Below are 25,373 nucleotides of genomic sequence, written 5' to 3' on the forward strand. Positions count from 1 at the left end.
GGCAGGCTTTGAAAAGTGTTTCCAATGCAAAGATCGGAGGCTTTATTGCGTTTCACGAATGAATAACCGTAGGATGATTGGCACGACGCATTGCTTTGCTTACGGGATCTGGCATGGAATACGAGCTTCAGGACATACGATCTTTCGTTAAAATCGCCGAACTAGGCAGTTTCCATGAGGCTGCCGATGCACTGCACCTGTCTCAGCCGGCCTTGAGCCGGCGCATGAAGAAGCTGGAGGAAGGTCTGGGCACCGCCTTGCTCGATCGCACGACGCGCAAGGTCAGCTTGACCAGCGTTGGACGCGACTTCCTGCCCAAGGCGCGGCGCCTGTTGGACGACTTCGACGATTCGATCCTCAACATTCGCGAGCTGGCCGAGCGGCAAATCGGCCGGGTGACCCTGGCGTGCATTCCCACCGCAGCGTTCTATTTCCTGCCGTCGGTGATCCGCTTGTACAACGAGCGCTATCCGAAAATCCGCATCCGCCTGCTCGACCTCAGTGCCAACGAAGGACTCGAAGCGGTCCTGCGCGGCGAAGCCGACTTTGGCATCAACATGATGAGCGGCCAGCATCCGGACATCGAATTCGTGCCTCTGGTCAACGAGCCCTTTGTCCTGGCTTGCCGCCGCGATCACGAACTGGCCGGGCGCAGCGCCGTCACCTGGTCGGAACTCAGCGACTATCGCCTGATCGGGGTGGGTCGTCTGAGCGGCAATCGCATGCTGCTCGATCACGCCCTCTCGGGCCTGAGCTGGCGTCCGCAGTGGTTCTATGAGGTGCAACACCTGTCCACGTCACTGGGGCTGGTGGAAGCAGGCCTCGGAGTGTCGGCAATGCCCAGCCTGGCAATGCCCGCCGGGGACCATCCGACGCTGGTCAGCGTGCCGCTGATCGAACCGGTGGTCAACCGATCACTGGGCCTGGTCTATCGACGAGGTGCCTCGCTGTCCCCCGCCGCCGAGAAGTTTGTCTCGATCCTGCTTGAGCAGTGGCCGCAGTAAGACCAGGCTCGGCCGGGGAGAATCTACATCTCCATCACAATTCGCCTGGGCATGGAAGAAATAAGCTACCTTGTTGACCCAGTTTGTTTATCGCTCAGGGAGAGCACCGTGCCTTTGAACATCCAGCTTTCGGAAAATGTGACTGAAGCAGAGCGGTCAGGAATCCTGAACCCGCTGCTGGCCCATAACCTGGCCAACGGTGGGGACGATGCCCACGAGACATTTGCGCTATTGCTAAGGGCCCCAGACAGCAATGAAGTATTGGGTGGACTGTATGGAAAAATTTCTTATCGATGGCTGCTCATCGATCTCGTCAGTGTTCCCGAGTCGATGCGTGGTCAGGGTATCGGAGAACGACTGATGCACATGGCAGAAGAAGTCGGAAAGGAAAAGCACTGCATCGGTATCTGGCTGGAGACTTTCAGCTTCCAGGCGCCGGAGTTTTATCAAAAACTGGGTTATACCGAATTTGGACGCCTGGTGGACTATCCGCCGGGGCATACCCGGTTCTATTACCAGAAGCGACTGTGCTGACAGCGCGTTATCACGCACTTCCAAGGTCGCCATCTCCATACATCTTGATGAGCTACCGAAAACCGTAGACGACGAACAATCACTCATCGGCTTCGTTGAAGCTCTGGGTATGGAGAGTTCCCATCTCAAATCTTTTTAAGGGCGCCTATCGCGCATCTGCTGACGTTCGCGGAACGTTTTCGCAGATGGGTGCCGCACCGAATCGAGTACAAGGTAGCTGATCTCTCACGACTTCATGGGCGCATTAATGCATCCACAGTGGCGCATTAATGCGCCCTTGAAAAAGCATCTGCAATGCTAGTCTTCGCCTTCCCACAACTCGGACTGCCGCCGTGCGAGCAGTCTGTTCCACGCCTGGAGAATGCAATGGCAGCTTCGCAACCGTTCGGAAAGAAAACCGCTTACTGGGGTGTGGCATGGGAGGAAAGCTACGGCTATCCCCAGGCCAGACAGATAGGCAACGAAATCTATATATCCGGCCAATTCAACCACGATGAAGATGGCAACCTGGTCGCTCCCGCACCGCTGAATAGCGAAGGCAAGCCCAGTGATTTCTCTTCAATGGGGGAACAAATGCGCGCCTCCTACGACAACATCTCCAAGTTGCTCGCCCTGTATGGCGCGACCCTTCAGGACGTCGTCGAAGAAACGCTTTATGTGCTGGACATGGACGCGGCATTTGCTGTGGTAGGCAATGTTCGAAAGGCTGCCTTTGGCACTGAACGGCCCGAGTGCGCGAGTAACATCATCGGCGTATCGAGACTCGCGCAGCGCTCGCAGTTGATCGAAATTGTCTGCAAGGCGGTCGTTGGCTCGGGCGCCAATTAAGACGTGCTCCCGGTTTCGTCTACGGAACCGGGAGAGCTCGCTGCCCTTCGACCAAGGGCTTTAAATCAGCGACAGCCGCTGCGCAAAACGTCATGAACGCTTTGACTCGCCATGACTTTCGAATGTCCTGATGAGTAAGCAGCCAAAGCCCGTCCTGAAGTTCAGGCACAACGGGGCCGACGCGCACCAACCCGGGCGTGATGTCACCCAGCATGCAGGGAAGGAACCCAAAACCAAGACCCGCCACAATGGCAGCGCTCGCTGCGGCGACGGAATCGGTACGATAGGAAATACAGTCAGGGGCAACCCTGCTATCGACGTAGCCCGTTGCCTTGAGGCCGCATAAGGCTGCTGAGTAGGACACCCACGCCTGGCCTTCTGCGAATGGTGTTGAGGTCGGCGCGTTTTTATCACTGCCGTATGGCGCCCAAGCGATTGTCGCGAGTTTTCGTCCCACCAGACTCTCTGCTGGTTTGTTGGTCGCCCTCACCGCGATATCCGACTCATCTCGGGCAAGACTCAATGTCTGATTGCCTACCAGTACCTCAATCGCTATCCCTTCATTCAGGGCCTTGAACTGCGCGATGATGGGCGTGAGGAAGTACAGCAGCAACGAATCACTGGTGGTGATCCGGAGTTTTCCGAGTGGCCCTTGACCCGCCCGTGAAACACGCCGTGCAACACTGACGATATCCAGCTCGACCCGCTCGGCTAGCGCTCGCAATTCCGCACCTTCAGCAGTGAGCATGTATCCAGAGCGGCGGTGATCGAACAGTGCCACTCCAAGTGTTTTCTCAACCTGGGTCACTCGGCGCGAAACAGTAGAAACGTTGATCCCCAGCTTCTTGGCAGCGTCAGCGCGATTGGCGCATTCGCTGAGCATTTTAATGATGCGTAAGTCGTCCCACGAAAGCTGGGCTACTGCATCATTGAAATCTGGTTGAACGCCACCTGGCGCAGCCGGGCTGGATGATCCAATTTTAGGTGGCGACTTCACTGAAAGCATTCCAAATATCGTGTTCGCTCATCATACGAAAAGGCTAAGGCGGAACAAAGTTATTGATGCTTGAGCGGGGTGGATAGTAGCAAGCCGTAGCACGCGAAACGGCACGCTACGAAATCAAGTGATGATGAACGGATGCTTTCGACCCAGAGTGTGAAGCCGCTAACCCGTTGACTTTCACCAATTCTCATAACGTCCCCTAAACGCTGTTGCCCTGAAAGCTGACTTTAAACCTGGAGTCATTCGTCAACAAACGTCACCCTCGCTGTTGCAAGGCCGCACCTTCTGGGCGCGCCATTCCTTGACCAGTTGGCGGCGATTGCGAGGGTAGCGTTCGGCAAGTACCAGGGCACTCGCAATGTCATCCATGGCGATCACCCGGAATCGACTGTCCAGTTCACACCATGCGGCGATGAACCGCCTGGATTCGATGAAGCCCAGCATGATCGGCCAGACCACTTGGTCGTCCAGCTGTGTATGTTCGAACGAGAGTGTCACACGCAGCTTGCGCTGCTCTCGCAGCGCCCTGCGTATTTCGCTCAGGTCGAGAGACACCGGGCCCTTCATCGGATGGCCCACATAGATCGTGTCGTCGTCCAGGGCCGATCGCATGTCAGCTGGAAGAACGGCATTGATCTTGGCCAGCGCATTCGCCACAGCGAGGGTGAGCGTGTCGTCGGCTTGGCGACTCACCCACTGGGCGCCGATGGCTAGCGCCTGTATTTCCTCTGCGGTGAAGGACAGCGGGGGCAGAAGGAATCCTGGTCGCAGAATGTAGCCGACACCGGGTTCTCCCTCGATGTCGGCGCCCATATCCTGCAATGTGGCGACGTCACGGCGAATGGTGCGCAGGGACACGCCCAACTCATGCGCGAGCGCTTTGCCTGAAACCGTTCTGCGGTGCCGGCGAAGCGCTTGCATCAGGTCGAACAATCGATGACTTCTGGTCATGCCTACTCCATCGCCACGAGGCCCTTACCGCCGAGCTTATGGCCTTCTTCAAGTTCTGTGATCAGCTGGATAGCGGCGTTCAACGCCACGATTTCGCCGATGGGTATCCTGAACTTGCGCTCCCCTGCGGCGGCCGCAAGCTTCTCGAGAATATCGGCGCGTGGCGAACCGATAACAGGCTTCAGTCGTCGGTCGACAATCGCCCGAATGAACTTGCCCGGGGATGGGTTCAGGTCCAGGTATACGCCGCCTCGGCGCAGCATGGCCGTTCCCGCGGACATTGTCATTGTAGCGGCGGTATCGAAGACCACGTCGAAGCGCGTGGCGATCGTCGACAGGTCCATGGTGCGGTAGTCGTGGACGGTCTGCACGCCGAGTGATCTGGCCCGCTCCATGTCTCGAGCGCTACAACTACCGGATACAACGGCACCGAAAAGCCGTGCGATCTGCACAGCGGCTTCGCCCACCGCCCCGGCACACCCGTTGATGAAGACATGCTGATTCGCCTGCAGCTTTGCCTTGTCGATCAGCCCGTTCCATGCAGTAACGCCAGGGGTGCCCAGGCAGGCCGCCTCCTCGAAGGAAACACTGTCGGGCTTTTTGGCCAGGAATGCCTCCTTTGTCACCAGCGCGTGGCCGAGCGCACCGCTGTCCTTGAAGCGGGCTAGACCGAATACGGCGTCACCGACCTTGAGTCGCGTGACACCGTTACCGACAGCCGTGACGATGCCGGAGAAGTCCATGCCCATCGCGCGGGGAAACGCTCTGCCGGTGACAATCTTCATCTGTCCGTCGCGCAGCTTCCAGTCGATTGGATTGATGGCTGCGAACTTCACCCTCACCGCCACTTCCCCGTTGCCGGGCGCGGGTAATTCGAAATCTTCGACCCGCATCACTTCCGGGCCCCCGTAGCGGTTGTACTGAATACGTTGAAATCCGGGCATGGTGCAGTTCCTTCACAAAGCAAGCAGCGACGAGAATGGATGGGTATCTCTGCTTGAGGAGCGCAGCATAAAACCCGGTGGTGCCAATTTATGGCACCATTCATAAAGATCGCAGGGCGTGGACGGTCGAGTTTCGACCGGCCTGATCAGGGCCTCCCTTCCATTAACTCCAAAGGAACTTGCAATGCCTCCAGGGCAACGTGAACTGGCGCGGATCGAACGCCGGTTGATCTCCACGCTGACCGAAGCGTGCGAAACAGCAAAAGGTGAAATCAAAGGCTTTACCTGGCTCACCCACACCGCTGACCTGAACGCGCTGACGAAAACCCTGAAGGTGACCTGGGTGTTCGAAACCCTCGCTGACAGACAACAGGCCCAGGTTGACACGAAGGCTCGCATCTTTGAGCTGACAGCCATCGCGTTGAAAGAGGCCGGCATTGATCTGAGCTTGTCAGATCGCAATGTCCGCCTTGACTCCGAGGAAGAATGCCAGCGCGCTCATAGCGGTGATTGGCAAAAGCGTCTGGCTAAAGGTGGTTGAGGATGGCCAAGGAAATCGAAAATCCCTGCATCTCGATCTGCCAACTGAAGGGTGATCTGTGTGTGAGTTGTGGGCGGAGCAAGGAGGACATCAGAAAGTGGAAACGCATGAAGCGGCCTGAAAAAATGGCTGCGGTGCAAAGGGCGAATAGGCGGTTGAAAGGGCTGAAATGAAGCGCGGGGAAATCGTTTGTACGGGATGGGCGCTTTGGGTCGATCTCCAGTAACGGTAACATCGATCTTCTTTTAGCGAGGATATCTCATTGAACGACTCTGAACATCTGAAAGATCTATGCACTCGTTTCAACGGTGGAGAACATCTGACCTTCACTTTTTTCTGGGGCCACCAGCGCAACAAGACTGCTGTCACGGCCTCGTGCTTCAGTCAATGGTTCGAGGCCGGGTTCATTGTCGAGGGTCTGCATTACCCGACAGCCGAACACTTCATGATGGCCGAGAAAGCGGCCTTGTTCGACGATCAGGAAATTCGTGCGCAGGTGCTCCAAGCCCCTACTCCTAATGCCGCCAAAGCCCTGGGCCGTAACGTGCACGGATTCAATGATAAGGTTTGGCAGCAGCATCGATACGATATCGTCGTTCGAGCTAACCAGGCCAAGTTCTCCCAGAATCCGCAATTGAACGAATATCTTCTACAAACCGGCTCTAGTGTTATCGTCGAAGCCAGTCCAGTTGATAACATCTGGGGTATAGGGCTAGCGCAGGACAGCGCGGATGCAAACAATCCGAATCTGTGGAGAGGTTTGAATCTGCTGGGATTTGCCCTTATGCAAGTGCGGGACGGGGCTAGTGTGCCAGCACCACGGTAGTGTCCTGAACCTACACACGAAAACGCAAAAGCCTTAGCGAGCGCGAGCGTCAGGGCTTATTGCACGCGGCTTCGTTGCAACAACGCGCCAATCAACGAAACTGAGTCGCCCGAATTTTCTTCGATGCCTTCGAGCGTCTAATTTTGAAGAAGCGTCATCCTATAACCTGCTACCTACAAACCAGCCACGCTCCTACCTCACCACGCACTACCCCAACACAATACTCTTAGCCTCCAGAAACCCTTCCAACCCAAACACCCCGAACTCCCGCCCAACCCCGGACTGCTTGACCCCACCAAACGGCGCCAGCAGTTCCGGTGTGATTCTGTTGATCAACACCGAGCCGGCCTGCAGCCGTGCTGCCAGGCTTTGAGCTCGATCCGCTTGGCGGGAAAACACGTAGGCCTGCAGGCCGTAGAGGCTGGCATTGGCGATGTCGATCGCCTGCTCTTCCGAGTCATAGGCGATGATCGATAACACCGGGCCGAAAATCTCCTCTTGTGCAATGTCCATGTCATTGCTGACGTCGGCAAAGACGGTGGGCCTGACGAAATAGCCTTGCTCGAAGCCAGCCGGCCTGCCCTCCCCGCCAACGACCAGTGTTGCACCTTGCGCCTGTCCGCGGCGGATGTAGCCCTGCACGCGGTCGAACTGGGCCTGGTTGACCAGCGGTCCGATGACGGTAGACGGGTCCTGCGGATGGCCGACGACCATCACCGCGACCAGGCTTTTCACCCGTTCAATGACTTCCTTGGCCTGCGAGCGCGGTACGAGCAGGCGCGTGCCGGCGACGCAGGCCTGGCCGTTGTTCATGAACGCAGCGTTCAGTGCCAGGGGAATGGCCGTGTCGAGGTCGGCGTCATCGAGGACGATAGATGCCGACTTCCCGGTGAGCGACAGACTCACGCGTTTCATGGTCTCGATACCGGCGCGAGCGATCAGCTTTCCGGTGGCGGTGGATCCGGTAAATGAAACTTTGGCGATCTGTGGGTTGGTGCTGATTTCGTCTCCGACGTCACTGCCGCGTCCCAACAGAATGTTGAACACGCCTTTCGGCAAACCGGCGCCATGCAATGCGTGGGCAAGTACGTCGGTCTGCAAGGGGCTCAACTCGCTCGGCTTGATGACCGACGCACAACCGGCGGCGATGGCCGATGCCAGTTTGCTGCAGATCGTGCCGGCGGTGCTGTTCCAGGGGGCGATCAGTGCCGACACGCCGACCGGTTCCATCACCACGGTGGCGTCGCCGATCGAGCGAACCAGCTCGTAGTCCTTCAACACCTGCGCCGCGTTGGCAAATGATTGCGAAGCATAACGACTGACCCATTGGGCGCGGGCAAGCGGCGCGCCGTACTCCTCGATGGCGGTATCGCGGATCTCGTTCGTGCTCGCCAGCACGGCGGCCTGCAAGCGTTCGAGCATGTCGATACGCTCAGCCTTGGAGGTACGATTCATCGCGACTTGCGCACGCGCCGCCGCAGCGATGGCGCGGCGGGCGTCATCGCGATCAGCCAAGGTGACTGCTCCGATGACCGCCTCGGTCGCCGGGTTGATGCATGCCACCGTTTCATTTCCATGGACGGGAACGAAGGCTCCATCCATGTAACTGTGATCGATTTTCCACATCGCGGCGTACCTGATTGATTGCGGTTTTTACGAGATGAAGCGTCAACGCCCGGGATGCCCAGGCGTGCGCAATGGCAGCGCTGCGGTTCAACCCGGCATGGACTCACGGCTGAAGGCTTGCACCTCCTGCACCAGGCCCTGTGCGGCCAGCATCACCAGTTGCCGGCCTTTTTCCGCAGAGGCTTGCGCCGGGTCCGATCCCATGCGGCCATCCGGATGACGGGCGCGGAAATCGGCGGCCTCCCGGATCGGGCCCCAGTTGGCGATCTGTGGCGAGTAATCAGCGGATTTGATGGCGTGGGGATAGGCCCACTGGGTCACGGCGATTTCCGAAGGCGTTGCATGAATGCCGTGACCGGTAGGGAACTGCTCCCGCGCCAGTTCATTGACCCCTTCCAGATCCCACCAATTGCAGAGCTTCAAGGCGAAACCCGCCGGGCGCCGGGCGAAACTCGCCTCGGCATAAAGCTCCGAGAACGCCGCTTCAATGGAGGCGATATTGCCGCCGTGGCCGTTGAGGAACAGTATCTTTTCAAACCCATGGGCAGCCAGCGAGCGCACCCAGTCACCGATGGCGGCGATGAACGTCGAAGGCCTGAGCGAGATCGTTCCGGGGAACCCCAGATGATGCTGCGCCATGCCGATATTGAAGGTCGGGGCAATCAGAATGTCCGCGGCCTGCTGCGCCTGGTGGGCGATGATTTCGGGACACATCCAGTCCGTCCCCAGCAATCCGGTAGGCCCGTGCTGCTCGTTGGAGCCGATCGGGATGACCACGGTACGGCTGCGCTGGAGGAAGGTTTCGATTTCGGCCCAGGTCGATAGATGTAAAAGCATCTGCGTTCTCTCTTTGAAAAAGGTTCCTTGCGGAACACGATGGGTATGAAGTTCAAAGCACCTGTTCAGCCTGCGCGGCTTTCAGGAGCGGTTCACGACGCGCCAGTGGTTTGCTCGCGATGATTACCAACGCTGCGCAGAGAAACACGCAACCGACGGCGACGATGCCAGGGTTCATGCTTGCCGTTGATGTCTTCGCCCAACCGATCACCGCTGGCCCCCAGAAACCGCCGCAAAGGCCGATGGTGTTGATCAGGGCGATACCTCCCGCTGCCGCTTCGCCTTTGATCAGCTCGGAGGGCATCGCCCACAAGACCGTGTAGGCCATGAACATCATGGCGATCGCCAGCGTCAGCAGAACCATTGATAACATCAGGTTCCCATCGGCAGAAGGATACAAAAGTATCAGTACCGCCCCGACGGCTGCCGGGACCGCACAGTGGTAGCGACGCTCGCCAAAGCGGTCGGAGCGGCGTCCGATCCAATACATGCCGGCGCCCGCCGCCACGTAGGGAATGGCCGCGCACCACCCTAACTGCATCATGTCGTGGACACCTTGGGCCTTGAGGATTGCCGGCAGCCAGAAGCTCATGGCGTAGATCGAAAAAATGATGCAGAAGTAGGCGCTCGCCAGGATGTAGATCCTGCGATCGCGCAACACGGCCCGGAACGAATGCGCGCCGCCTGGGGCAGCACCCAGCTCACGCTGGAGCATCTGTTTTTCCTCGCTGCTCAACCAGCGAGCCTCGGCCGGATGGTTGCACAGGTAGAAATAGGCAAACACACCGAGCAAGACGCAGGGCAAGCCTTCAATCAGGAACATCCATTGCCACCCGGCAAGCCCACCCACGCCTTCGAACGTGGTGATCAACCAGGCCGAAAGCGGCCCGCCGACAATACCGCCTGCGGGGCCGGCGATGAACACGATCGCGATGGCCCGGGCCATGCGCTTGGGGCCGTACCAGCAGGACAGGTAATAGATCATCCCCGGGGCGAATCCGGCTTCGAAAACACCCAGTAGAAAGCGCATGGCATAGAACATCGGCACGTTGCGCACGAACAACATGCACGCCGAGGTAATGCCCCATAACACCAGGATGCGACTGAAGGTTCTTCTCGCCCCCACCCGAGGCAACATCAGGTTGCTGGGCAGTTCGAACAACACATAGCCCAGGAAGAACACCCCTGCCCCGACACCATAAGCCGCATCGGACAGCCCGAGGTCATTTTGCATTTGCAATTTGGCAAAGCCGACATTGATTCGGTCCAGGTAGGCGAAAACGTAGCAAACGAACAGGAGTGGCAACAGGCGCCAATTGAGCTTGCGGTACAACGTTGAAAGGGCTGCGCTGGGTACCGGATTCACGATGGTCGACATGGGCGTCTCCAATGTTCTTGTTGCTCTGACGTGTCGAAGATGTTGCGCCGACAGCGTGAATAGCAGCAAGAGCAACTATGTTCGTGTAACGTTGCTCTATGGGCAACGCAGAATCGGGAGGACACCAGCCATGCGCGAGATCAACCAGCAACGCCTGCGCTATTTTCATGAGGTGCTGACCCACGGATCGATCCGTGGCGCGGCGGACAGCATCAACACCTCCCCCTCGGTGATCACCCGCCAGATCAAGTTGCTGGAAGAGGAATTGGGCGCCCGGCTGTTTGAGCGCCAGGCCCGTGGCGTCCAGCCCACCGAGGCAGCCGCGCACCTGCTGGAGTTCTGGCGCGGCTATCGATCACATCAGGAGAAGCTCGAAGATCAGCTCCAGGCCATCAAGGGGCTGCAACAGGGACACGTGCGGGTGGTCATCAGCGAAGGCTACGTCGATACCCTGGTGGACCACGTGCTCGCACCGTTCTGCAAACAGTACCCCAAGCTCGACGTCAGGCTGGACATATTGCCCGTGGACGATGTCCTGAACGAAATCGCGGAAAATCGCGCGCACATCGGCCTGGCCTACAACCCGCCTCCCCACGCTCACATCGATTATCGAGCGACGTCCCGGCAGCCTGTCATGTTGCTGGTTCGCCCGGACCATCCGCTGGCCTTGAAAGGGACGATGGCAACCGTCGCCGATTTGCTCGACTGCCAAATGGTGCTGACGCCGCCGACTTTCGGTATCGGTCACGCGCTGAAGATGCTCGAGTACGCCGAGAAGATCGAAATCCGTCCGGCGCTGGTCAGCAACTCCTTGGCCGCGCTCAAGCGCCTGGTCGCGAGCGGCGAGTTTGCCTCGCTGTTGGGCGAAGTGGCGGCCTATCGGGAGATTGCGCAAGGCAGCCTCGCGGTGGTGGCCGTCGATCATCCACTGTTCCAGGAGGTCGAGGCGAAACTGCTGGTGAAGTCCGGACGCCCGCTGGCGGCCCCTGCTCAGGAGCTGCTGAACTGGATGTTGCAGCGGTTGCCGATGTTCGCGTCCGGCAACCCTGCACAAGAACCCGGTTCAGCCGTTTGAAACCTGCGACTCGGCCCCGGTGAGCCTGAACTCCGACCGCACCGCCTGGACAATGCCGCTGATGACATCCGCCACCAGCAACCGTCCCTTCTCTGCGCTCGACCCCAGCGCGGAGGACAGCACGCCGCTGGCCGGCACCCATTCGGTTCGGGTCGGGTACATGTCGTAGACCGGGAATTCGGCCGGTCCGTGGTCAGGGATTTGGTCCAGGCTCACCAGTTCCGGGTGGTAATGCAGCATCATCGACGTCTCGATAACCGCTGCGTGCTCCAGTGCGATGCCCGGAAAACCGTTCGGAAAGATCTTGTCGAGGGTCTTTGATTTGACGAACTCCCAGTGCTCCAGGCGCATGACCTCCAGCCCAGCTTCCGGACCGATATCGCGCATCGCCAGCTCGATGCCTTCGGTCACGAACCATTGGTTTTCATAGTGACCGATCACCAGGACCAGGCGCTTCACGCCATGGCGATGAAACTCGCGCACGGCATCGCGGACCATGGCGATCAGCGTCGCGCCATCCACGCTGGTGGTGCCGCAGAAGTGCTGCCCGCCTCCACACTTGGGCTGGGATTTATAGCCGTAGGACAAGGCCGGGGCGACCATGCCGTCGATCTTGCGGGCCACGTCTTCACTGATTGCACTGGCGAGCAAGGCGTCAGTCCCCAAGGGCAGATGAGGCCCGTGCTGCTCCGTGGCGCCGATGGGCAGCAATACCACGGCACCTGATTGCACCCGGCGCTCATAGTCCACCCAACTGATGTTATCCATCCGGACAGGGTTCATGGTTTTACTCCTGTGTCGTTGCAAAGCGGCCAAGCCTGGACGCCAGGCTCTGTACCTAGTGGCGCCCAGGCGAAACCCGGTGATGCCGTGCGGGCTTATGCCCGCCGCGGATACCAGGACTCCGGCTCCGGATAATCCCAGTCGGCAGGAAAGGCATAGGTTTCGAAGACCGTGGTGGTGTCGGCCTCGGTGCCGAAGAACGCGAAATGATTCACGCCCATCCAGGAACCGGACTGCACGCATTTGAAACCGCGCCGCTGCAATTCGGCGATGCGCTCCTCGAACGGAATGTTGTTGCAGTCATAGGCAACGTGCTGGATCCCTTCGCCGTGTTTTTCCAGGAAGTCGGCGAAAATCGTCGGCCCGGACACGGGTTCCATCAGCTCCCAGACCATGTTGCCGGATTGGGCGAAGCAGACTTTCAACACAAAGTCGGCCGGCTCACCGTGATACGTCTGGTTCCGGGTGTTCTCCGGGCTGAAGGTGTATACCCGCCATGGGCCGATCCCCAGCTTGAGCAAGCCGTCCATGGTGCGTTTATGATCCCGGGTCACGATCGCGATCTCCACGACGTTGCCCAGGAACGCATCGATCTCGGCGCCGCCGTTCAATGCCGCCAGCACATTGGTTTGTTCAAGATGAGACATTTGCAATAACCTCTTTAATGATAAATCGTTGCACAACTTTTACTTAGCCATCACTGACGCGTTAATAACTCGTTAATAACTTCGCTAGAGCGCGAGCGATGCAATACGTAATAAATACCGCCGCCCACGCCAAACCCGGCCAACCAGGACAAATCAATTCCACCCAACACCATCGCAAGAGGGCCTTGCAGCGATTGAATGGTGCCTACCTGGAATAACCAGGCCGCCAACACCCCCACCGCCAGTGCAAATACCCCTCTCCAGTTCACATCGGTGCAGTTGCTTTCCGAGTGATGGCAGTAGAGCGACTTCAAATCGACCTGCCCCCGGCGAATCAGGAAGAAATCGACCAGGGTGATACCCGCCCATGGACTGATCCACACCACGAAAAACACCATCAGGTTTTCAAAGGCGTGGACAAACTCGCCGGATTGCAGGAACAGATAGAGGATGAACAGCGCCACCAGGCCCGAAACCGTTGACACCACCCAGCGTGGGACGCGCAGGTCCAGGGACAAGGTGGCCAGCGCCGCCGAGTAGATGACCACGATGTTGGTGGCCACCGGCCCATGGAGCAGCACCAGCAGGACCGGCAACGCCATGGTGCCGAAGACCGCAATGATCAATTGCGCCGGATCCGAGCCGGCCCCCGCGGAGGCAATCGCCGCGCCCAGGAACGCCAGCCATACGGTGGGCAGGAACATGCCGAGGAACGTCGAGCGGAACACCTGTCCATCGGACAGTTTGCGCTGGGTGAAGCGGGTGTAATCCGAGGCGTATACCAGCCACGAAATGCCCCAGCCGATCCCGATCGCCGTCATCAGACTGCTCATGGCCGAGAGCTTGCCGATGCCCTCGACGGTCGAGCGCTGCCACTGAATATCCACGTGTGTGAAGGCCAGGCCGGTCATCACCACCATGATCAGCAGGATCACCGGCATGGTGTAGCGCTCGAAGCACTTGATGGCGTTGAAACCCCAGGCGGCGATCCCGACCTGCGCGATCATGACGACCAGGGCGATGCCGTACTTGAGTTCCATGCCGCCACTGATGCCGACTCTGTCCAGGGCGGCCACCGCCAGGTCCAGCACGATCCATGTGTTGGTCGCCACCCAGCCCATCGGCATCAGCACTTGCATGAGGGTCGGGAGGTAGGCACCACGGCGGCCGAAGGCCAGCCGGGACAGCACCATCTGCGGCACTCCCGTGCGGTGCCCCATGATGCAGATACCGCCGAACAGGGCGGCGCCCAACAGATTGCCGACCACGATGACCAGCAGGGTTTCGATCAGGCTCAGGCCCAGCTGGATACCGATGGCACCCAATACCCAGTTGATCGGCGCCACGTTCGCCCCCGCCCAGATCCAGAACTGGTCCAGGGGCGTGGAAGTACGATGGCTATCGGGCACGGGCTCGACACCGAGTGCATCATAGTAAGCCTCGTTGATTAAGTTGTTTTCAGATTCGCGACGCGTTGACATTATTATTTTCCTCGCTGAGCGGCGACCACCTGTATCGCCCGGATTCATTAAAGCGAGGTCTGCAAGTTTAAGTAATTGACGATAACTAAAGCGTCCTTTAGAAAACCTGTCGGGTTGAGTTTCCCTCAAGCTGTCAATGTGAAACATCCATTTCCGGCTTGGAAATAGCGGCTTTTCAATGCGGCGCGAGAAAGAACAATCACTTGTTGAGTTTTATTTGTTGTCGTTCAAATAAATATCAATAGTCGAATAGCTGAACCCCATGGCCAACTTGCTTCCGTCGCCGAGGTAATTCCACCTCAGGCTTAACAGGAAACATGACATGACCACCCTTCTTCACATTGATGCCAGCGCACGCTCCGACCGCTCACTGAGCCGTAAACTGTCTCAGGCCTTTGTCGAGGCCTGGCGTGAGCGCGATGCCAACACCCAGGTCATCACCCGTGACGTCGGCCGCAACCCACCGCCCTTCGTGACCGAAGCCTGGATTGCCGCGGTCTTTACCCCCGAAGCGCAGATGACGCCGCAAAAACGCGAGGAAATCCGCCTTTCGGACGAACTGATCGATGAGCTCGACCGCGCCGACGTCATCGTCATCGGCACCCCGATGTACAACTACGGCATGCCCGCCGCGCTCAAGTCCTGGTTTGACAAGGTGATCCGAATCGGCAAAACCTTCACCTTCGACCTGGAGCGTGGCGACTACCCACTGGAACCGATCATGAGCGGCAAGAAACTGGTCATCCTGTCGTCCCGAGGCGAATTCGGCTTCGGTCCTGGCGGCGTTCGCGAGACCATGAACCATCTGGACACGCACATCCAGACCTGCGCGCACTACCTGGGCGTGAATGAAACCCATGTGATTTCCATCGACTACCAGGAGTTTGCCGACGCGCGCCATGAAGCCTCTATCGCCAATGCCTTCGACGCCGTTCCAGTGTTGGTCCGGCAGATGATCGAGGAAAGACAACGCCAGGTGTCGGTGGCTTGAGCGCCCAGCACCGTCGCCTAACCGACAAGGAAGAAAACATGATCACGATGCTGCAAACTGCCGAACGATTGAGGCAGGGCCTGACGACACCCGATGAGTTGGTCGCCTGCGCATTGGCCGCGGCGAGAGAAACGGAGCATGTGTTTATCGCCTTGCTGGAACAACGCGCCCTCGACGCCGCCAGGGCATCGACCCGGCGCTGGCAACAAGGCACTCCACTGAGCGCCTTCGACGGCATTCCCTACGCGGTCAAAGACTTGCTGGACGTTGCCGGCAGCCGGACGACGGCTGGCTCCATCACGCGGATCGACGCTGAGATCGCCGTCGAGGATGCCGCAGTCATCGCCGCCCTCACTGCGCAGGGCATGATCCCGCTGGGCAAAACCAACCTCGCGGAGTTCGCGTATTCCGGCCTGGGCCTGAACCCGCATTTCGGGACGCCTACCTCAAATGTCGAGGTCGATGAAGTCCGCATGCCCGGCGGCTCCTCTTCCGGCTCGGCCATCGCGGTTCAACGAGGTGTCGTCACCAGCGCCATTGGTACGGACACCGCCGGTTCGATTCGCGTCCCGGCGGCGTTCAATGGCGTGGTCGGCTACAAAGCCTCGACGGGTCGTTACAGCCAGCAAGGCGTTCACCCCCTCGCTGTCACGCTCGACAGCCTGGGCGCCTTCGCCCACAGCGTGGCTGACTGCGCCGCGCTGGACAGGGCGATGCGCGGGATCAACGACGGGGGCTGCCAGGCTGCGAGGCTGTCGGACCTGCGCCTTGTGGTCGACGAAGGTGTGTTGTCCGACCCGACGCTGCAACCAGCGGTACGGCAGAACCTTGTCGCCACGATGGAACGGCTGCGCGCCGCCGGGACCCAGGTTGAGTATCAAGCGGTAGCCGCCGTTGCCCGAACCCGTGAACTGATTGCCCGCTCGGGCTGGTTGGGCGCGATAGAAGCCTGGCGCTTGCTGGGCCCAATCGTGGAAAGCCCGGACGGTGCCCGACTGGACAGACGCGTGCGCGCGCGCCTGCGTGCGGCCAAGGACATCGACTCGGCCACCGAGGCCAGGATCCGACAGTCACGTGAAGCACTGATGGCGGCCATCGAGGATGAGCTCGACGGCGCCTTCCTGGTGATGCCGACGGTCAAGCATGTCGCCCCGCCCATGGCGCCCCTGGAGCAGGACGACGCGCTGTTCGCGGCCGTCAATCTGGAGACCTTGTCGCTCACCATGATCGGCAGCCTGCTGGACATGCCGGGGGTCGCCCTCCCATCCGGCCAGGACAGCCTCGGGCTTGCCACCTCAGTGCTGTTCTCGACGACCCGGGGTCGCGATGACTCATTGCTCAGTGCGTGCCTGGCCATAGAATCGGCCATGCTCGCGGATGGCTTCAGGTCGTGAGCAAGCGGTAATCTCCTGCCAGGTCATTGAGGGCATTGCCCCTGAATGACTTGGCCTCGTCCAGGAGCCATTCCCTGAACAGCACCAGGCTACGCCGTGGGTGACCATGGCTGTTTTCAATCAGGTGATAGGTGAAGCCCGCCAAGGTCGGTCCTTCCAGCCGCCGGATCCGCCCGGAACGCAGCTCATCGTCAATCAGCACATCGCTGCACAACAAAGGCCCCAGCCCTCGCTCCAGCGCATGCAACGCCAGGGTTTCCTCGCTGTACCAGGAAATGCGCAAATCCCCGGCGGCATCGCGCTTGACCCCGGCGAGCCAGGCTGACCACGATGGGGCTTCAAGGGCCTGGTTCTTCCATTTGAACGCCAGCAGCGGTCGATTCGGGAAATCGTTGATCGTTGCATGACGCTCCACCGGGCAAATGCGCTTGTCCGCGACCGCGATGAACCGGTCTTCGAACAACACCGGCCCGCGCACATCGGCATCGACCGGCCCATAACGAATCGCCAGGTCGACGGTTTCAGCACGCAGATCCACGACTTTTTCCGAGGCGTGGATAGACACCACGATGTTCGGATAGATCTCGTTGAACTTCGCCAGCCGCGGCATGAGCCAGCGTTCGGCGAAGGCCCGCGTGGTGGACACGTGAATGGCATCGCCCTCCTTTGCCCCGCCCAACAAGGTGAACGCCTGGGCAATCTGGTCGAAGCCCTCGCGCAGCAACGGATAGATCGCTTTCCCGGCAGGCGTGAGGGTCACCATTCGGCCTCTTTCCAGGAGCTTTTGCCCCAAGCCTTCTTCCAGTTGGCGCACTTGATGGCTGACCGCGGCGACCGTCACCGAGAGCTCGTTCGCCGCAGCAGAAAAACTCTGGTGCCGTGCGACCGCCTCGAACGCGCGCACGGAATTCAGAGGGGGGATTTTGCGCATGGTTTTCTCCGGGCACCCGACGGGGTGCTTGCGACGTATTCAATGTCCTGCCGGCAAGCAACAAATGCCGGCAGGTTTGCGGTGCGTCAGAGGATGCAGTAATGCACGTCCTGGGGTCGCATGCCGTTTACTGCGGTAACGTCCTGGGGGCAGGCGGACAGGACCACAATAGCGTCCATTTCCGCTTTGAGGCAGACATATTGTCCTGGCTTGCTGACAGGCTCGGCAAACTCGATGCGTCCATCCTCGTGCACCGGAACGTTCATGAACAGGTTCAAGGGGCTCGGCGTGTCAGGCGCCACCAGGCCGATGGCCTCCAGGGCCAGGAAGAGATTTTCGTTGCAGCTGGCGTGATGGCCGACGACACCCAGTTGGACATAGCGGGTCGGGTCACAGGCGGCGACCAGGGTGTCATGGATGCCCGGCGTCGTGTCCTCGACCAGCGTCAGGATCCTGCGGCGCTTGTTGGTCAGCAAGCTGTCCCCTTCACGTGGGTTGAGTTTCAACCAGAAGGGACGACTGTGCTCCATCGACATGGCCTCCCGCAGGTCGCCCAGGTTGAAGGCCCAGGTGTCCACCACCTGTTTGCCATGGGTGTTGATCACCTGGAGGGTCTGCCCCTGGTTCAATCGGAGCGCTACACCCTGCCGCGCTGGCAAGAGAAGCCGCTCACCAGGGGTCATCGAAGTCATCGTGTTCATGTCGCGGTTTTCCTCTGCACTGATGGGCCTGCAATCAAGGAAAACACAGGAGAAAACCGCAAACCAATAATATAAAGTGGCTTCAGTATAAGTTGAATCTATAGGTCAACCCATGCGAATCCGCCAGCTCGAGTGCTTCAGAACCTTGATGATTCACGGCACGATGACCCGCGCTGCGGAACTCCTGAATATTTCCCAGCCGGCGATCAGCAGCACCATCGCCAACCTGGAGCATGAAACCGGCCTCAAGCTGTTCGTGCGCAAGGGCGGTCGCCTGCAACCCACTCCCGAGGCCCGCTTGTTCTTCATCGAGGCGGAACGGGCGCTGGAAGCCGTGGAGAAGACCCAGCGCATCGCCAAGGAGATCCGCACGGGCAAACGCGGGCACCTGGCAATCGCTGCCTATGCCAGCATCTCGATCAGTCTGCTGCCACGCCTGATGGCTGAATTCGCCAGGGAGCGCCCGGGCCTGGAGCTGAAGATCATCACCCGCAATTCCCAGTCCGTTCGCGAGTTGGTCACAACGCAGCAATTCGACCTGGCCATTGCCGAACTGCCCCTCGACTACCCGACGTCCCGCATGGAGGTGATTGCCTATGAGTGCCAGTGCATGATGCCCGTCGATCACCCGCTGGCAGCGTTGGACGCAATTACCCCGGCGGACCTGGATGGCGTGCCGTTCGTTTCACTGTTCAAGGGCGATCCTCTCTACCAGCAATTGGCAATGGCGTTTTCCGCATACGGATCATCCTGGAACGTAGTCGCCGAGACAGAGTTCTTTGCGACGGCATGCGAACTGGTCCGCTCCGGAATGGGCGTCGGTATGGTCGATCCGGTGGTCAGCCGTCCCTTCGCCCGCGACCTGGTCCTGAAACCCTTCAAGCCCGACATCAAGTACGAGATTGCCTTGCTGCTGCCTACCCAGGAAGAACCCTCGCAACTGGCCCTTGAGTTCGTAAGCTTCCTCAAGCAGCACCTGTGACGTCCTAGGTTCTGTACGACAAGTCTTGAGACGAAGGTCAGGCAAGGCGAAAACAGCCGAGGAAGCGCAGTGTACTGGAGTACATGAGCATTCCGAGGCTGTTTTCAACGCAGCATGAACGAGTATCAAGGCTTTTCGTGCAGAGCCTATAGCTTGTGGCTCCCCAATGCCAGATACCGCTCCGGGGCGCTCTTGCGCAGTCGAGCCGCCAGCAACACTCCAGCCAGCAACGCTGCAGGAATAATCGCGCAGAGGCCATAGGACAAGGTCTGACTCGCGCCTGTCAGCACATCGAAATGCAGCACCGCGATGATCAGGACCGCCAACAGGACCAGGCAGGATAGCGCGGGAAAGATCCCCCCACGCCAGAGTCCCAGCCTCAGCTCGGGGTGACGGCGGGAAAAGGCAAATACCGCGGCGGACGTGAGCGCCATCAGCAAGATCACGCACAGCGTGGCCAGGTTGGACAGCCAGGCGAACAGCTGCAGGATCGGATCGGCATCCATGGCGGCGAAAATCAGCACCACCACCGCGGAAATCAAGCTCTGCAAGACAGAGCCCATATGGGGGCTCTGGTGGACGCGATGAGTCGTGCCCAATTGGCGCGGCAACAGGCCGTCACGTCCGATGGCGTAGAAGTAACGGGCGGCTGCGTTGTGAAAGGCCAGCAGCCCGGCATAGATACTGACCATGAACAGCACCCGGATAATCTGGGTCAGGTGCGGGCCGACAAAGTGATCGGACATGCCATAGATAAAGGTCGTGGGGTCCTGCAAGGCCTGCAGCATCGGTACGATCTTGTCCGCGCCCACCCCCACCACCATCGACCAGACCGACAGCGCGTAGAACCCACCGATCAGCAAGACCGAGCAGTAAGTAGCAATTGGGATGGTCCGTTGCGGGTTCCTGGCCTCTTCGCCGTAGATGGTCGTGGCTTCGAAGCCGATGAATGCGGCGAAGCAGAACAGCAAGCCGATCGAGGGTGTGCCGCTGAACACGTGGCTGCGATCGAACGCGTCGAGATTGACGCCACTGTCACCGCCCGTGCTGAGGATGGCGAAATCCAGGGTCAGGATCGCCAGGTACTCGGCAATCACAATGACCGACAACACCCGCGCCGAGAGATCAATCTTGCGATACCCCAGGATCGCGACACTGGCCATGGCCATGAGCGAATAAGCCCACCAGGGCAGTTCCAGGCCAAACACGCTGGCCATGGTGCCGCTGACCACGCCCCCGAACATGCCGTACAGCCCCACCTGGAGGATGTTATAGGCAAACATCGCCAACACCCCTGCCGCGCCACCCGCCAGGCCACCCAGGCCGCGGGAGGTGAAGGCATAGAAGCCACCGGCATTGGTGACGTGGCGGGACATGGTGGTGTAGCCCACCGAGAACATCAGCAACACCAGCAAGGCCAGGATTAGCAACGCCGGTGTACCGGCGCCGTTGCCCAGCATGATGCCAATGGGAAAGCCACCGGCGATGACACTCAACGGACTCGCCGCCGACACCACGAAGAAAATGATGAAGCCGACACCCAGGGCACCACGCTTGAGCTCCGTGGAGCTGTTGACCGGGAGAGATACACTCATGTGCTTGACCTTATTGTATGAGGCAGTCGCTGTGGGATCGATGCAGTCATCCGTACACCGGCACCGAATGGCTTATTGTTCTTGTTGCACGCCAGGTTCGATCCTATGCCTGCCCATCCATGTCGCACTAACCCAAATCGGTCATCAGACGGCCCTTTCCATGAAAACTGTGGCGAGGGGTTGTGTTGCTCAGGCCAGGGCGCAATCGGGAATGGTTGCGCGCTGGGTATGGGATGGCAGCTCTGCGAACAGCTCCTGGTATTCCGCCGCGAAGTGGCTCAAGTGATAGAAGCCCCACTGGGCAGCGGCATCGCCGATCGACAGACGCGACGCCTGGGTGGACATCAAGGTGCGGCGCACGCCATTGAGCCTGACGGAACGCAGGTAGTTCAGCGGCGTCGTCTCGGCCACCGCACGGAAGCTGTTCTGCACGGTACGCCGACTCACCTGAAGTCGCTGGCACAACTCGTCCACGCTGGGCACGTTGTTCATTTCAGCGGTGGTCAGACGGTGGCATTTCTCGACGATGAAGCTGCGGGTGGAGCTCGTGGTGCGTTGGTACTTGTCGCAGGCCGGATCGGTCATGAGCTGCAGCATTTCGCCGAGCATGGCCTGCTCCAGTTCCTGCTCCCACACATTGTCGAGCTCTTCGTTCGCCAGGGCCTGGGAGAATATTGCCAGCAACCGCCGACGCGCCTGCGCGAAGTGCGGGGTGGAAACCCTGATCACCGGTTGACGCAGCAGTTGGCTGATTTCCTTTGCCGAAGCCGTTTGTGCCAGGGCCTGCTCGAACAATTCCCGTTCGAAGGTGATGGACAGCAGTTCCATGCCCATCGGCATATGGAACATGAACTCTTCGCCACCGTGAAGAAAGAACAGGCTGCTGTCATCCACCTCACGCCCCTGCATCCGAATCGCGCCCGGGACGTTGATCGGCACCGCGAAGCACATCTTGCCTCGCGGGGCCACGCCGTGCTGCACAACACGCTGATTGATCTGCTCGCGAAAGATATGGCAATGGGCGGTGGTCAGTTGCATGAGCGTACTTTCGGCCGAACCGGCGGTCAGCTGGCTGTAGTCCTGGCTCCACTCCTGAACGGTAGCGGCATGGAGGTGGACGTCACGAAAGTGATTTATGTGGATATTTCTCATAATATGCGAAAGCCTCTCTAATATTATTGTTCTTATCCTGCCTTCTAGACCGATATTCGCACATTAAAGGAATTCCGCAAAATTCCATAACGGAATATCACCCCCCTCCTTCAACGCGATTCACCCATGTGCCGATTCGGGCTACCGCCTGGGGACGCGCGCTAGAGATGATCGGCGCACTCCAACCGAGATCCAGAGAGACCGTCATGAGTGAAGCCAAACTTGAATCCCTCCACTTCGCGGATGCCCCGCGGATTATTTCCAGCACCCTCCCAGGTCCCATGACCCGCGAGGCCCTGGCGTTGTCGGCGCGTACCGAGTCCATGGCCCGCGGCGGCGGACGCATGCCCGTGGCCATGGACCGGGCGTTCGGCGCGACCTTCAAGGACCCGGACGGCAACACCTACATCGACCTGTCCGCCGGCGTGGGCGTCAGCAGCGTAGGCCGCTGCCACCCCAAAGTGGTGCAGGCCATCCGTGAACAGTCCGAAGTGTTGATGCACGCCCTGGAAGTCAACAGCACCCGACGCACCGAGCTTGCAGCCAAGATATCCGAGATCGCGCCCGATGGCTTGCGCGGCGATTGCACCACCTTCTTTACCCAAAGCGGCAGCGATGCATTGGAGGCCGCGGTCAAGTTCGCCAAGCGCATCACCGGGCGGCATCAGATCATCGCTTTCCATGGAGGCTACCACGGCGTCTGGAACGCATCAGGCGCGCTGACGACAGGTACGGCCTACCGCAAGGGCTACGGCGCCATGATGGGAGGCGTGATTCACGCGCCCTACCCTTACGCCTACCGCTTCCCGTTCGACACCACCCACAAAAGCGCCGAGCAGATTGCCGGCGATTACGTCGACTACTTGCTGAACACCCCCTACACCGCCGCCGATGACGTCGCCGCCGTGATCGTCGAACCGGTGCAGGGCGAAGGCGGCTACGTGCCGCCCTCGCCTGAATTCCTGCAACTTTTGCGCAAGGCCTGCGACCGCAGCGGCGCGCTGCTGATCGTCGACGAAGTACAGTCCGGCGCCGGGCGTACCGGCAAGATGTGGGCGGTCGAGCACTCGGGCGTCAAGCCGGACATGCTCACTTTCGGCAAAGGCATCGGCAGCGACCTGCCCATGGCAGGCCTGATCATGCGCTCGGACCTGGCCGCCGCGATTCCTGACGGCTCGGTGCCCAACACCTTCGCTGCCAACTCGTTGTCCGCCGCCGTGGCGCTGACCAACATCAGCATCCTGCAGGATCCGGAGCTCGATCTGCTCAACCGCGCGCACACCCTGGGGTTGGAAGCGCAGGAGCGTATCCGTGGCTTCAACAGCCCGTTCGTGGGTGAAGTACGCGGTCGTGGCCTGATGATCGGCATCGAACTGGTGGAAGACCCGGTCACCAAGGCACCGCTGGAAAGCGCCAAGATCGGCCAACTCATGGGCTACCTGCTGAACCACGGCGTGCTGATGATCCCCTGCGGTCGCTACAGCAACGTGATGCGTGTCATGCCTTCACTGACGATTTCGCGCTCGCTGTTCTTCAAGGCGCTGGACATCTTCGGCGACGCCCTGGCCTCGCTCAAGGCATGAAACGGGTCTACCTGACCACTGCACAACATTCATGGATCCAAACATGACACAGCATCTGAATCACTTCATCGAAGGCGGCTCCTTCGAGGCCTCCGACGGCCGTCGAACGAACCTCATCAACCCCGTGACGGAACAGATCTACGGCAGCGCCGCGCGCGGTACCGCCGAGGACGTGAACCGCGCCGTGGCGGCCGCCCGCAAGCAGCTTGAAGGCGGCGCCTGGAGCCAGCTCGACGGCGCCCAGCGCGGCCGGCTGCTGCTAAAACTGGCGGACCTGGTGGAGCGCGATACCGACCTGCTCGCCGACATGGACGCCGACGCTATCGGGCGGTCGCCGATCGAACCGCGCCGCCTGGATATACCCAACGTGCTCGCCAACCTGCGCGCCGCCGCCGGTTGGGCCAATCAACTCGAAGGTCGCACCATCCCTTCCGGTGGCTACTTTGGCACCAAGACCCTTTCGTACACGGTACGCGAGCCGGTGGGCGTGGTCGGGGCCATCGTGCCTTGGAACTCACCGCTGATGATCACCGTGTGGAAACTCGCCGCGTTGCTGGCGGCAGGTTGCACCGCGGTGATCAAGCCGTCGGAAGAAACCCCGCAGTCTGCCTTGCACCTAGCGGCCCTGGCCCAGGAAGCGGGCTTTCCCGATGGTGTGATCAACGTGGTCACCGGTTACGGTGAGGAAGTCGGCCGTGCTTTGTGCGAACACCCGGATGTCGCCAAGATCAGTTTCACCGGCAGCCCCGAGGCCGGACGCGAGATCCAGCGCACCGCCGGCGTGCTGTTCAAGCGCGTGGCCTTGGAGTTGGGCGGCAAGAGCCCGCAGATTGTCTTCGAGGACGCCCCCTTCGACGATGCGCTGTTTGGTTGTACCCTCGGCCTGTTCGCCAACCAGGGCCAGGTCTGTGCAGCCGGTTCGCGCATCCTGGTCCAGCGCAGCCTCGCAGAGCGCTTCGCCGCGGCGCTTGCCAATGCCGCATGTGCCGTCAAGGTAGGCGACCCTCGGCAGCCCGATGTTCAGATGGGGCCGGTGGCCAAGAAAGCGCAATTCGATCGGGTCAACCGTTACATCCAACTGGGCATCGAACAAGGCGCTACGCTGCTGGCCGGTGGTGTATCGCACCCTGAGCAGGGTTGGTTCGTGCGGCCGACGATCTTCGCCAATGCCCGCAATGACATGGCGATCGCCCGGGACGAGATTTTCGGCCCGGTCGGCACGGTGATCACTTTCGACACTGAAGAAGAAGCTGTCGCGCTGGCCAATGATTCCAGCTACGGCCTAGCGGCCACGGTGTGGACGAGCAACCTGGTGCGAGCCCATCGCGTCGCCGCTGCGGTGAAGGCCGGTGCCGTGGGCGTGAACTGCTGGAGCCCGCTGGATGCCAACCTGCCCTGGGGCGGCGTCAAGGACAGCGGAATTGGCCGCGAAGGAGGGTTCAGCGGCGCACTGGCCTACACCGAGGAGAAGGTCATTACCGTACTGCTACCTGCCTAAAAACGATAGTGCATTGAACGCCCCCCCCTCCAAACCCTGCGAGGTGCCGAGGGTGGTGGTTCAACGTGCGTTCCCGATGTCTTTGATG

25 protein-coding genes are annotated in these 25,373 nt (G+C 59.9%); 12 read left to right on the top strand and 13 right to left on the bottom strand.

Going from position 1 to position 25,373, the window contains the following annotated elements:
• Positions 1-113 precede the first annotated feature (113 nt).
• The 3 genes from CGA22_RS13755 (at position 114) to CGA22_RS13765 (ending at position 2,366) form a co-directional block, all read left to right on the top strand.
• Entirely contained in the window at positions 114-1,004 is an 891-nt protein-coding gene (locus tag CGA22_RS13755; protein WP_024777250.1) for a LysR family transcriptional regulator, read from the top strand.
• A 108-nt stretch (positions 1,005-1,112) separates the two neighbouring features.
• Positions 1,113-1,538: a GNAT family N-acetyltransferase gene (locus CGA22_RS13760; protein ID WP_041021897.1), complete on the top strand. Its 426-nt coding sequence runs from the start codon at positions 1,113-1,115 to the stop codon at positions 1,536-1,538.
• 366 nt (positions 1,539-1,904) lie between these two features.
• A complete protein-coding gene (locus CGA22_RS13765) occupies positions 1,905-2,366 on the top strand; it encodes a RidA family protein (RefSeq protein WP_041021898.1) in 462 nt (153 codons plus the stop codon).
• A gap of 19 nt (positions 2,367-2,385) precedes the next feature.
• On the opposite strand, the gene CGA22_RS13770 is transcribed toward CGA22_RS13765, so the two are convergent.
• The 3 genes from CGA22_RS13770 to CGA22_RS13780 all read right to left on the bottom strand — a co-directional run bounded on the left by CGA22_RS13770 (position 2,386) and on the right by CGA22_RS13780 (position 5,264).
• Entirely contained in the window at positions 2,386-3,372 is a 987-nt protein-coding gene (locus CGA22_RS13770) for a LysR family transcriptional regulator (RefSeq protein WP_052435107.1), read from the bottom strand.
• Positions 3,373-3,615: 243 nt separating this feature from the next.
• Positions 3,616-4,320: a helix-turn-helix transcriptional regulator gene (locus CGA22_RS13775; RefSeq protein WP_041021899.1), complete on the bottom strand. Its 705-nt coding sequence runs from the start codon at positions 4,318-4,320 to the stop codon at positions 3,616-3,618.
• A 2-nt stretch (positions 4,321-4,322) separates the two neighbouring features.
• A complete protein-coding gene (locus CGA22_RS13780; protein WP_041021900.1) occupies positions 4,323-5,264 on the bottom strand; it encodes an NAD(P)-dependent alcohol dehydrogenase in 942 nt (313 codons plus the stop codon).
• Positions 5,265-5,448: 184 nt separating this feature from the next.
• Here CGA22_RS13780 and CGA22_RS13785 point away from each other — a divergent pair, with 184 nt between their 5' ends.
• The 3 genes from CGA22_RS13785 (at position 5,449) to CGA22_RS13795 (ending at position 6,631) form a co-directional block, all read left to right on the top strand.
• A complete protein-coding gene (locus tag CGA22_RS13785; protein ID WP_041021901.1) occupies positions 5,449-5,805 on the top strand; it encodes a hypothetical protein in 357 nt (118 codons plus the stop codon).
• 2 nt (positions 5,806-5,807) lie between these two features.
• Positions 5,808-5,978 carry a DUF1289 domain-containing protein gene (locus CGA22_RS13790; RefSeq protein ID WP_041021902.1) on the top strand — a complete coding sequence of 57 codons (171 nt, stop codon included), beginning with the start codon at positions 5,808-5,810 and terminating at the stop codon, positions 5,976-5,978.
• Positions 5,979-6,067: 89 nt separating this feature from the next.
• Positions 6,068-6,631 carry an NADAR family protein gene (locus CGA22_RS13795; protein ID WP_041021903.1) on the top strand — a complete coding sequence of 188 codons (564 nt, stop codon included), beginning with the start codon at positions 6,068-6,070 and terminating at the stop codon, positions 6,629-6,631.
• Between the two features lie 207 nt (positions 6,632-6,838).
• On the opposite strand, the gene CGA22_RS13800 is transcribed toward CGA22_RS13795, so the two are convergent.
• The 3 genes from CGA22_RS13800 to CGA22_RS13810 all read right to left on the bottom strand — a co-directional run bounded on the left by CGA22_RS13800 (position 6,839) and on the right by CGA22_RS13810 (position 10,472).
• Positions 6,839-8,257 carry an aldehyde dehydrogenase family protein gene (locus CGA22_RS13800; protein ID WP_188258621.1) on the bottom strand — a complete coding sequence of 473 codons (1,419 nt, stop codon included), beginning with the start codon at positions 8,255-8,257 and terminating at the stop codon, positions 6,839-6,841.
• Between the two features lie 87 nt (positions 8,258-8,344).
• Complete coding sequence (locus tag CGA22_RS13805; protein ID WP_041023536.1) at positions 8,345-9,094, bottom strand: creatininase family protein; 750 nt, start codon at positions 9,092-9,094, stop codon at positions 8,345-8,347.
• 52 nt (positions 9,095-9,146) lie between these two features.
• Positions 9,147-10,472, bottom strand: coding sequence for an MFS transporter (locus tag CGA22_RS13810; RefSeq protein ID WP_041023537.1), 1,326 nt, complete (start codon positions 10,470-10,472; stop codon positions 9,147-9,149).
• Positions 10,473-10,602: 130 nt separating this feature from the next.
• Here CGA22_RS13810 and CGA22_RS13815 point away from each other — a divergent pair, with 130 nt between their 5' ends.
• The gene (locus CGA22_RS13815) at positions 10,603-11,547 is read left to right on the top strand and encodes a LysR family transcriptional regulator (protein ID WP_041023538.1); all 945 of its coding nucleotides are present in this window, start codon (positions 10,603-10,605) and stop codon (positions 11,545-11,547) included.
• Here CGA22_RS13815 and CGA22_RS13820 read toward each other — a convergent pair.
• The 3 genes from CGA22_RS13820 to CGA22_RS13830 form a co-directional block, all read right to left on the bottom strand.
• Positions 11,536-12,330 (bottom strand): creatininase, encoded by a 795-nt coding sequence (locus CGA22_RS13820; RefSeq protein ID WP_041023539.1) that lies wholly within the window; start codon positions 12,328-12,330, stop codon positions 11,536-11,538. The genes CGA22_RS13815 and CGA22_RS13820 overlap by 12 nt on opposite strands.
• A gap of 95 nt (positions 12,331-12,425) precedes the next feature.
• On the bottom strand, positions 12,426-12,977 hold the full coding sequence (locus CGA22_RS13825) for a VOC family protein (RefSeq protein ID WP_041023540.1): 552 nt from the start codon (positions 12,975-12,977) through the stop codon (positions 12,426-12,428).
• Between the two features lie 50 nt (positions 12,978-13,027).
• The gene (locus tag CGA22_RS13830) at positions 13,028-14,386 is read right to left on the bottom strand and encodes a purine-cytosine permease family protein (protein ID WP_256223167.1); all 1,359 of its coding nucleotides are present in this window, start codon (positions 14,384-14,386) and stop codon (positions 13,028-13,030) included.
• 394 nt (positions 14,387-14,780) lie between these two features.
• Here CGA22_RS13830 and CGA22_RS13835 point away from each other — a divergent pair, with 394 nt between their 5' ends.
• Positions 14,781-15,449: an FMN-dependent NADH-azoreductase gene (locus tag CGA22_RS13835; protein WP_041023542.1), complete on the top strand. Its 669-nt coding sequence runs from the start codon at positions 14,781-14,783 to the stop codon at positions 15,447-15,449.
• A 38-nt stretch (positions 15,450-15,487) separates the two neighbouring features.
• On the top strand, positions 15,488-16,843 hold the full coding sequence (locus tag CGA22_RS13840; protein ID WP_052435157.1) for an amidase family protein: 1,356 nt from the start codon (positions 15,488-15,490) through the stop codon (positions 16,841-16,843).
• Here the strand turns inward: CGA22_RS13840 and CGA22_RS13845 are convergent.
• Entirely contained in the window at positions 16,833-17,774 is a 942-nt protein-coding gene (locus CGA22_RS13845) for a LysR substrate-binding domain-containing protein (RefSeq protein WP_041023543.1), read from the bottom strand. The two genes, CGA22_RS13840 and CGA22_RS13845, sit on opposite strands and share 11 nt — an antisense overlap.
• Before the next feature lie 86 nt (positions 17,775-17,860).
• Entirely contained in the window at positions 17,861-18,475 is a 615-nt protein-coding gene (locus CGA22_RS13850; RefSeq protein ID WP_084213789.1) for a DUF1989 domain-containing protein, read from the bottom strand.
• Between the two features lie 112 nt (positions 18,476-18,587).
• On the opposite strand from CGA22_RS13850, the gene CGA22_RS13855 reads away from it, so the two are divergent.
• The gene (locus CGA22_RS13855) at positions 18,588-19,457 is read left to right on the top strand and encodes a LysR substrate-binding domain-containing protein (protein ID WP_041023544.1); all 870 of its coding nucleotides are present in this window, start codon (positions 18,588-18,590) and stop codon (positions 19,455-19,457) included.
• A 146-nt stretch (positions 19,458-19,603) separates the two neighbouring features.
• Here the strand turns inward: CGA22_RS13855 and CGA22_RS13860 are convergent, their stop codons facing one another.
• Together CGA22_RS13860 and CGA22_RS13865 are read right to left on the bottom strand one after the other, a co-directional pair.
• Positions 19,604-21,052, bottom strand: coding sequence for an APC family permease (locus CGA22_RS13860; RefSeq protein WP_041023545.1), 1,449 nt, complete (start codon positions 21,050-21,052; stop codon positions 19,604-19,606).
• A gap of 189 nt (positions 21,053-21,241) precedes the next feature.
• Entirely contained in the window at positions 21,242-22,204 is a 963-nt protein-coding gene (locus tag CGA22_RS13865; protein WP_041023546.1) for a helix-turn-helix domain-containing protein, read from the bottom strand.
• A gap of 206 nt (positions 22,205-22,410) precedes the next feature.
• Here CGA22_RS13865 and CGA22_RS13870 point away from each other — a divergent pair, with 206 nt between their 5' ends.
• Positions 22,411-23,787: an aspartate aminotransferase family protein gene (locus tag CGA22_RS13870; RefSeq protein ID WP_041023547.1), complete on the top strand. Its 1,377-nt coding sequence runs from the start codon at positions 22,411-22,413 to the stop codon at positions 23,785-23,787.
• Positions 23,788-23,830: 43 nt separating this feature from the next.
• The gene (locus CGA22_RS13875) at positions 23,831-25,285 is read left to right on the top strand and encodes an aldehyde dehydrogenase family protein (RefSeq protein ID WP_041023548.1); all 1,455 of its coding nucleotides are present in this window, start codon (positions 23,831-23,833) and stop codon (positions 25,283-25,285) included.
• Positions 25,286-25,373 lie beyond the last annotated feature (88 nt).

It is taken from the genome of Pseudomonas sp. PSB18 (genome assembly GCF_014596565.1).
Classification (GTDB): domain Bacteria; phylum Pseudomonadota; class Gammaproteobacteria; order Pseudomonadales; family Pseudomonadaceae; genus Aquipseudomonas.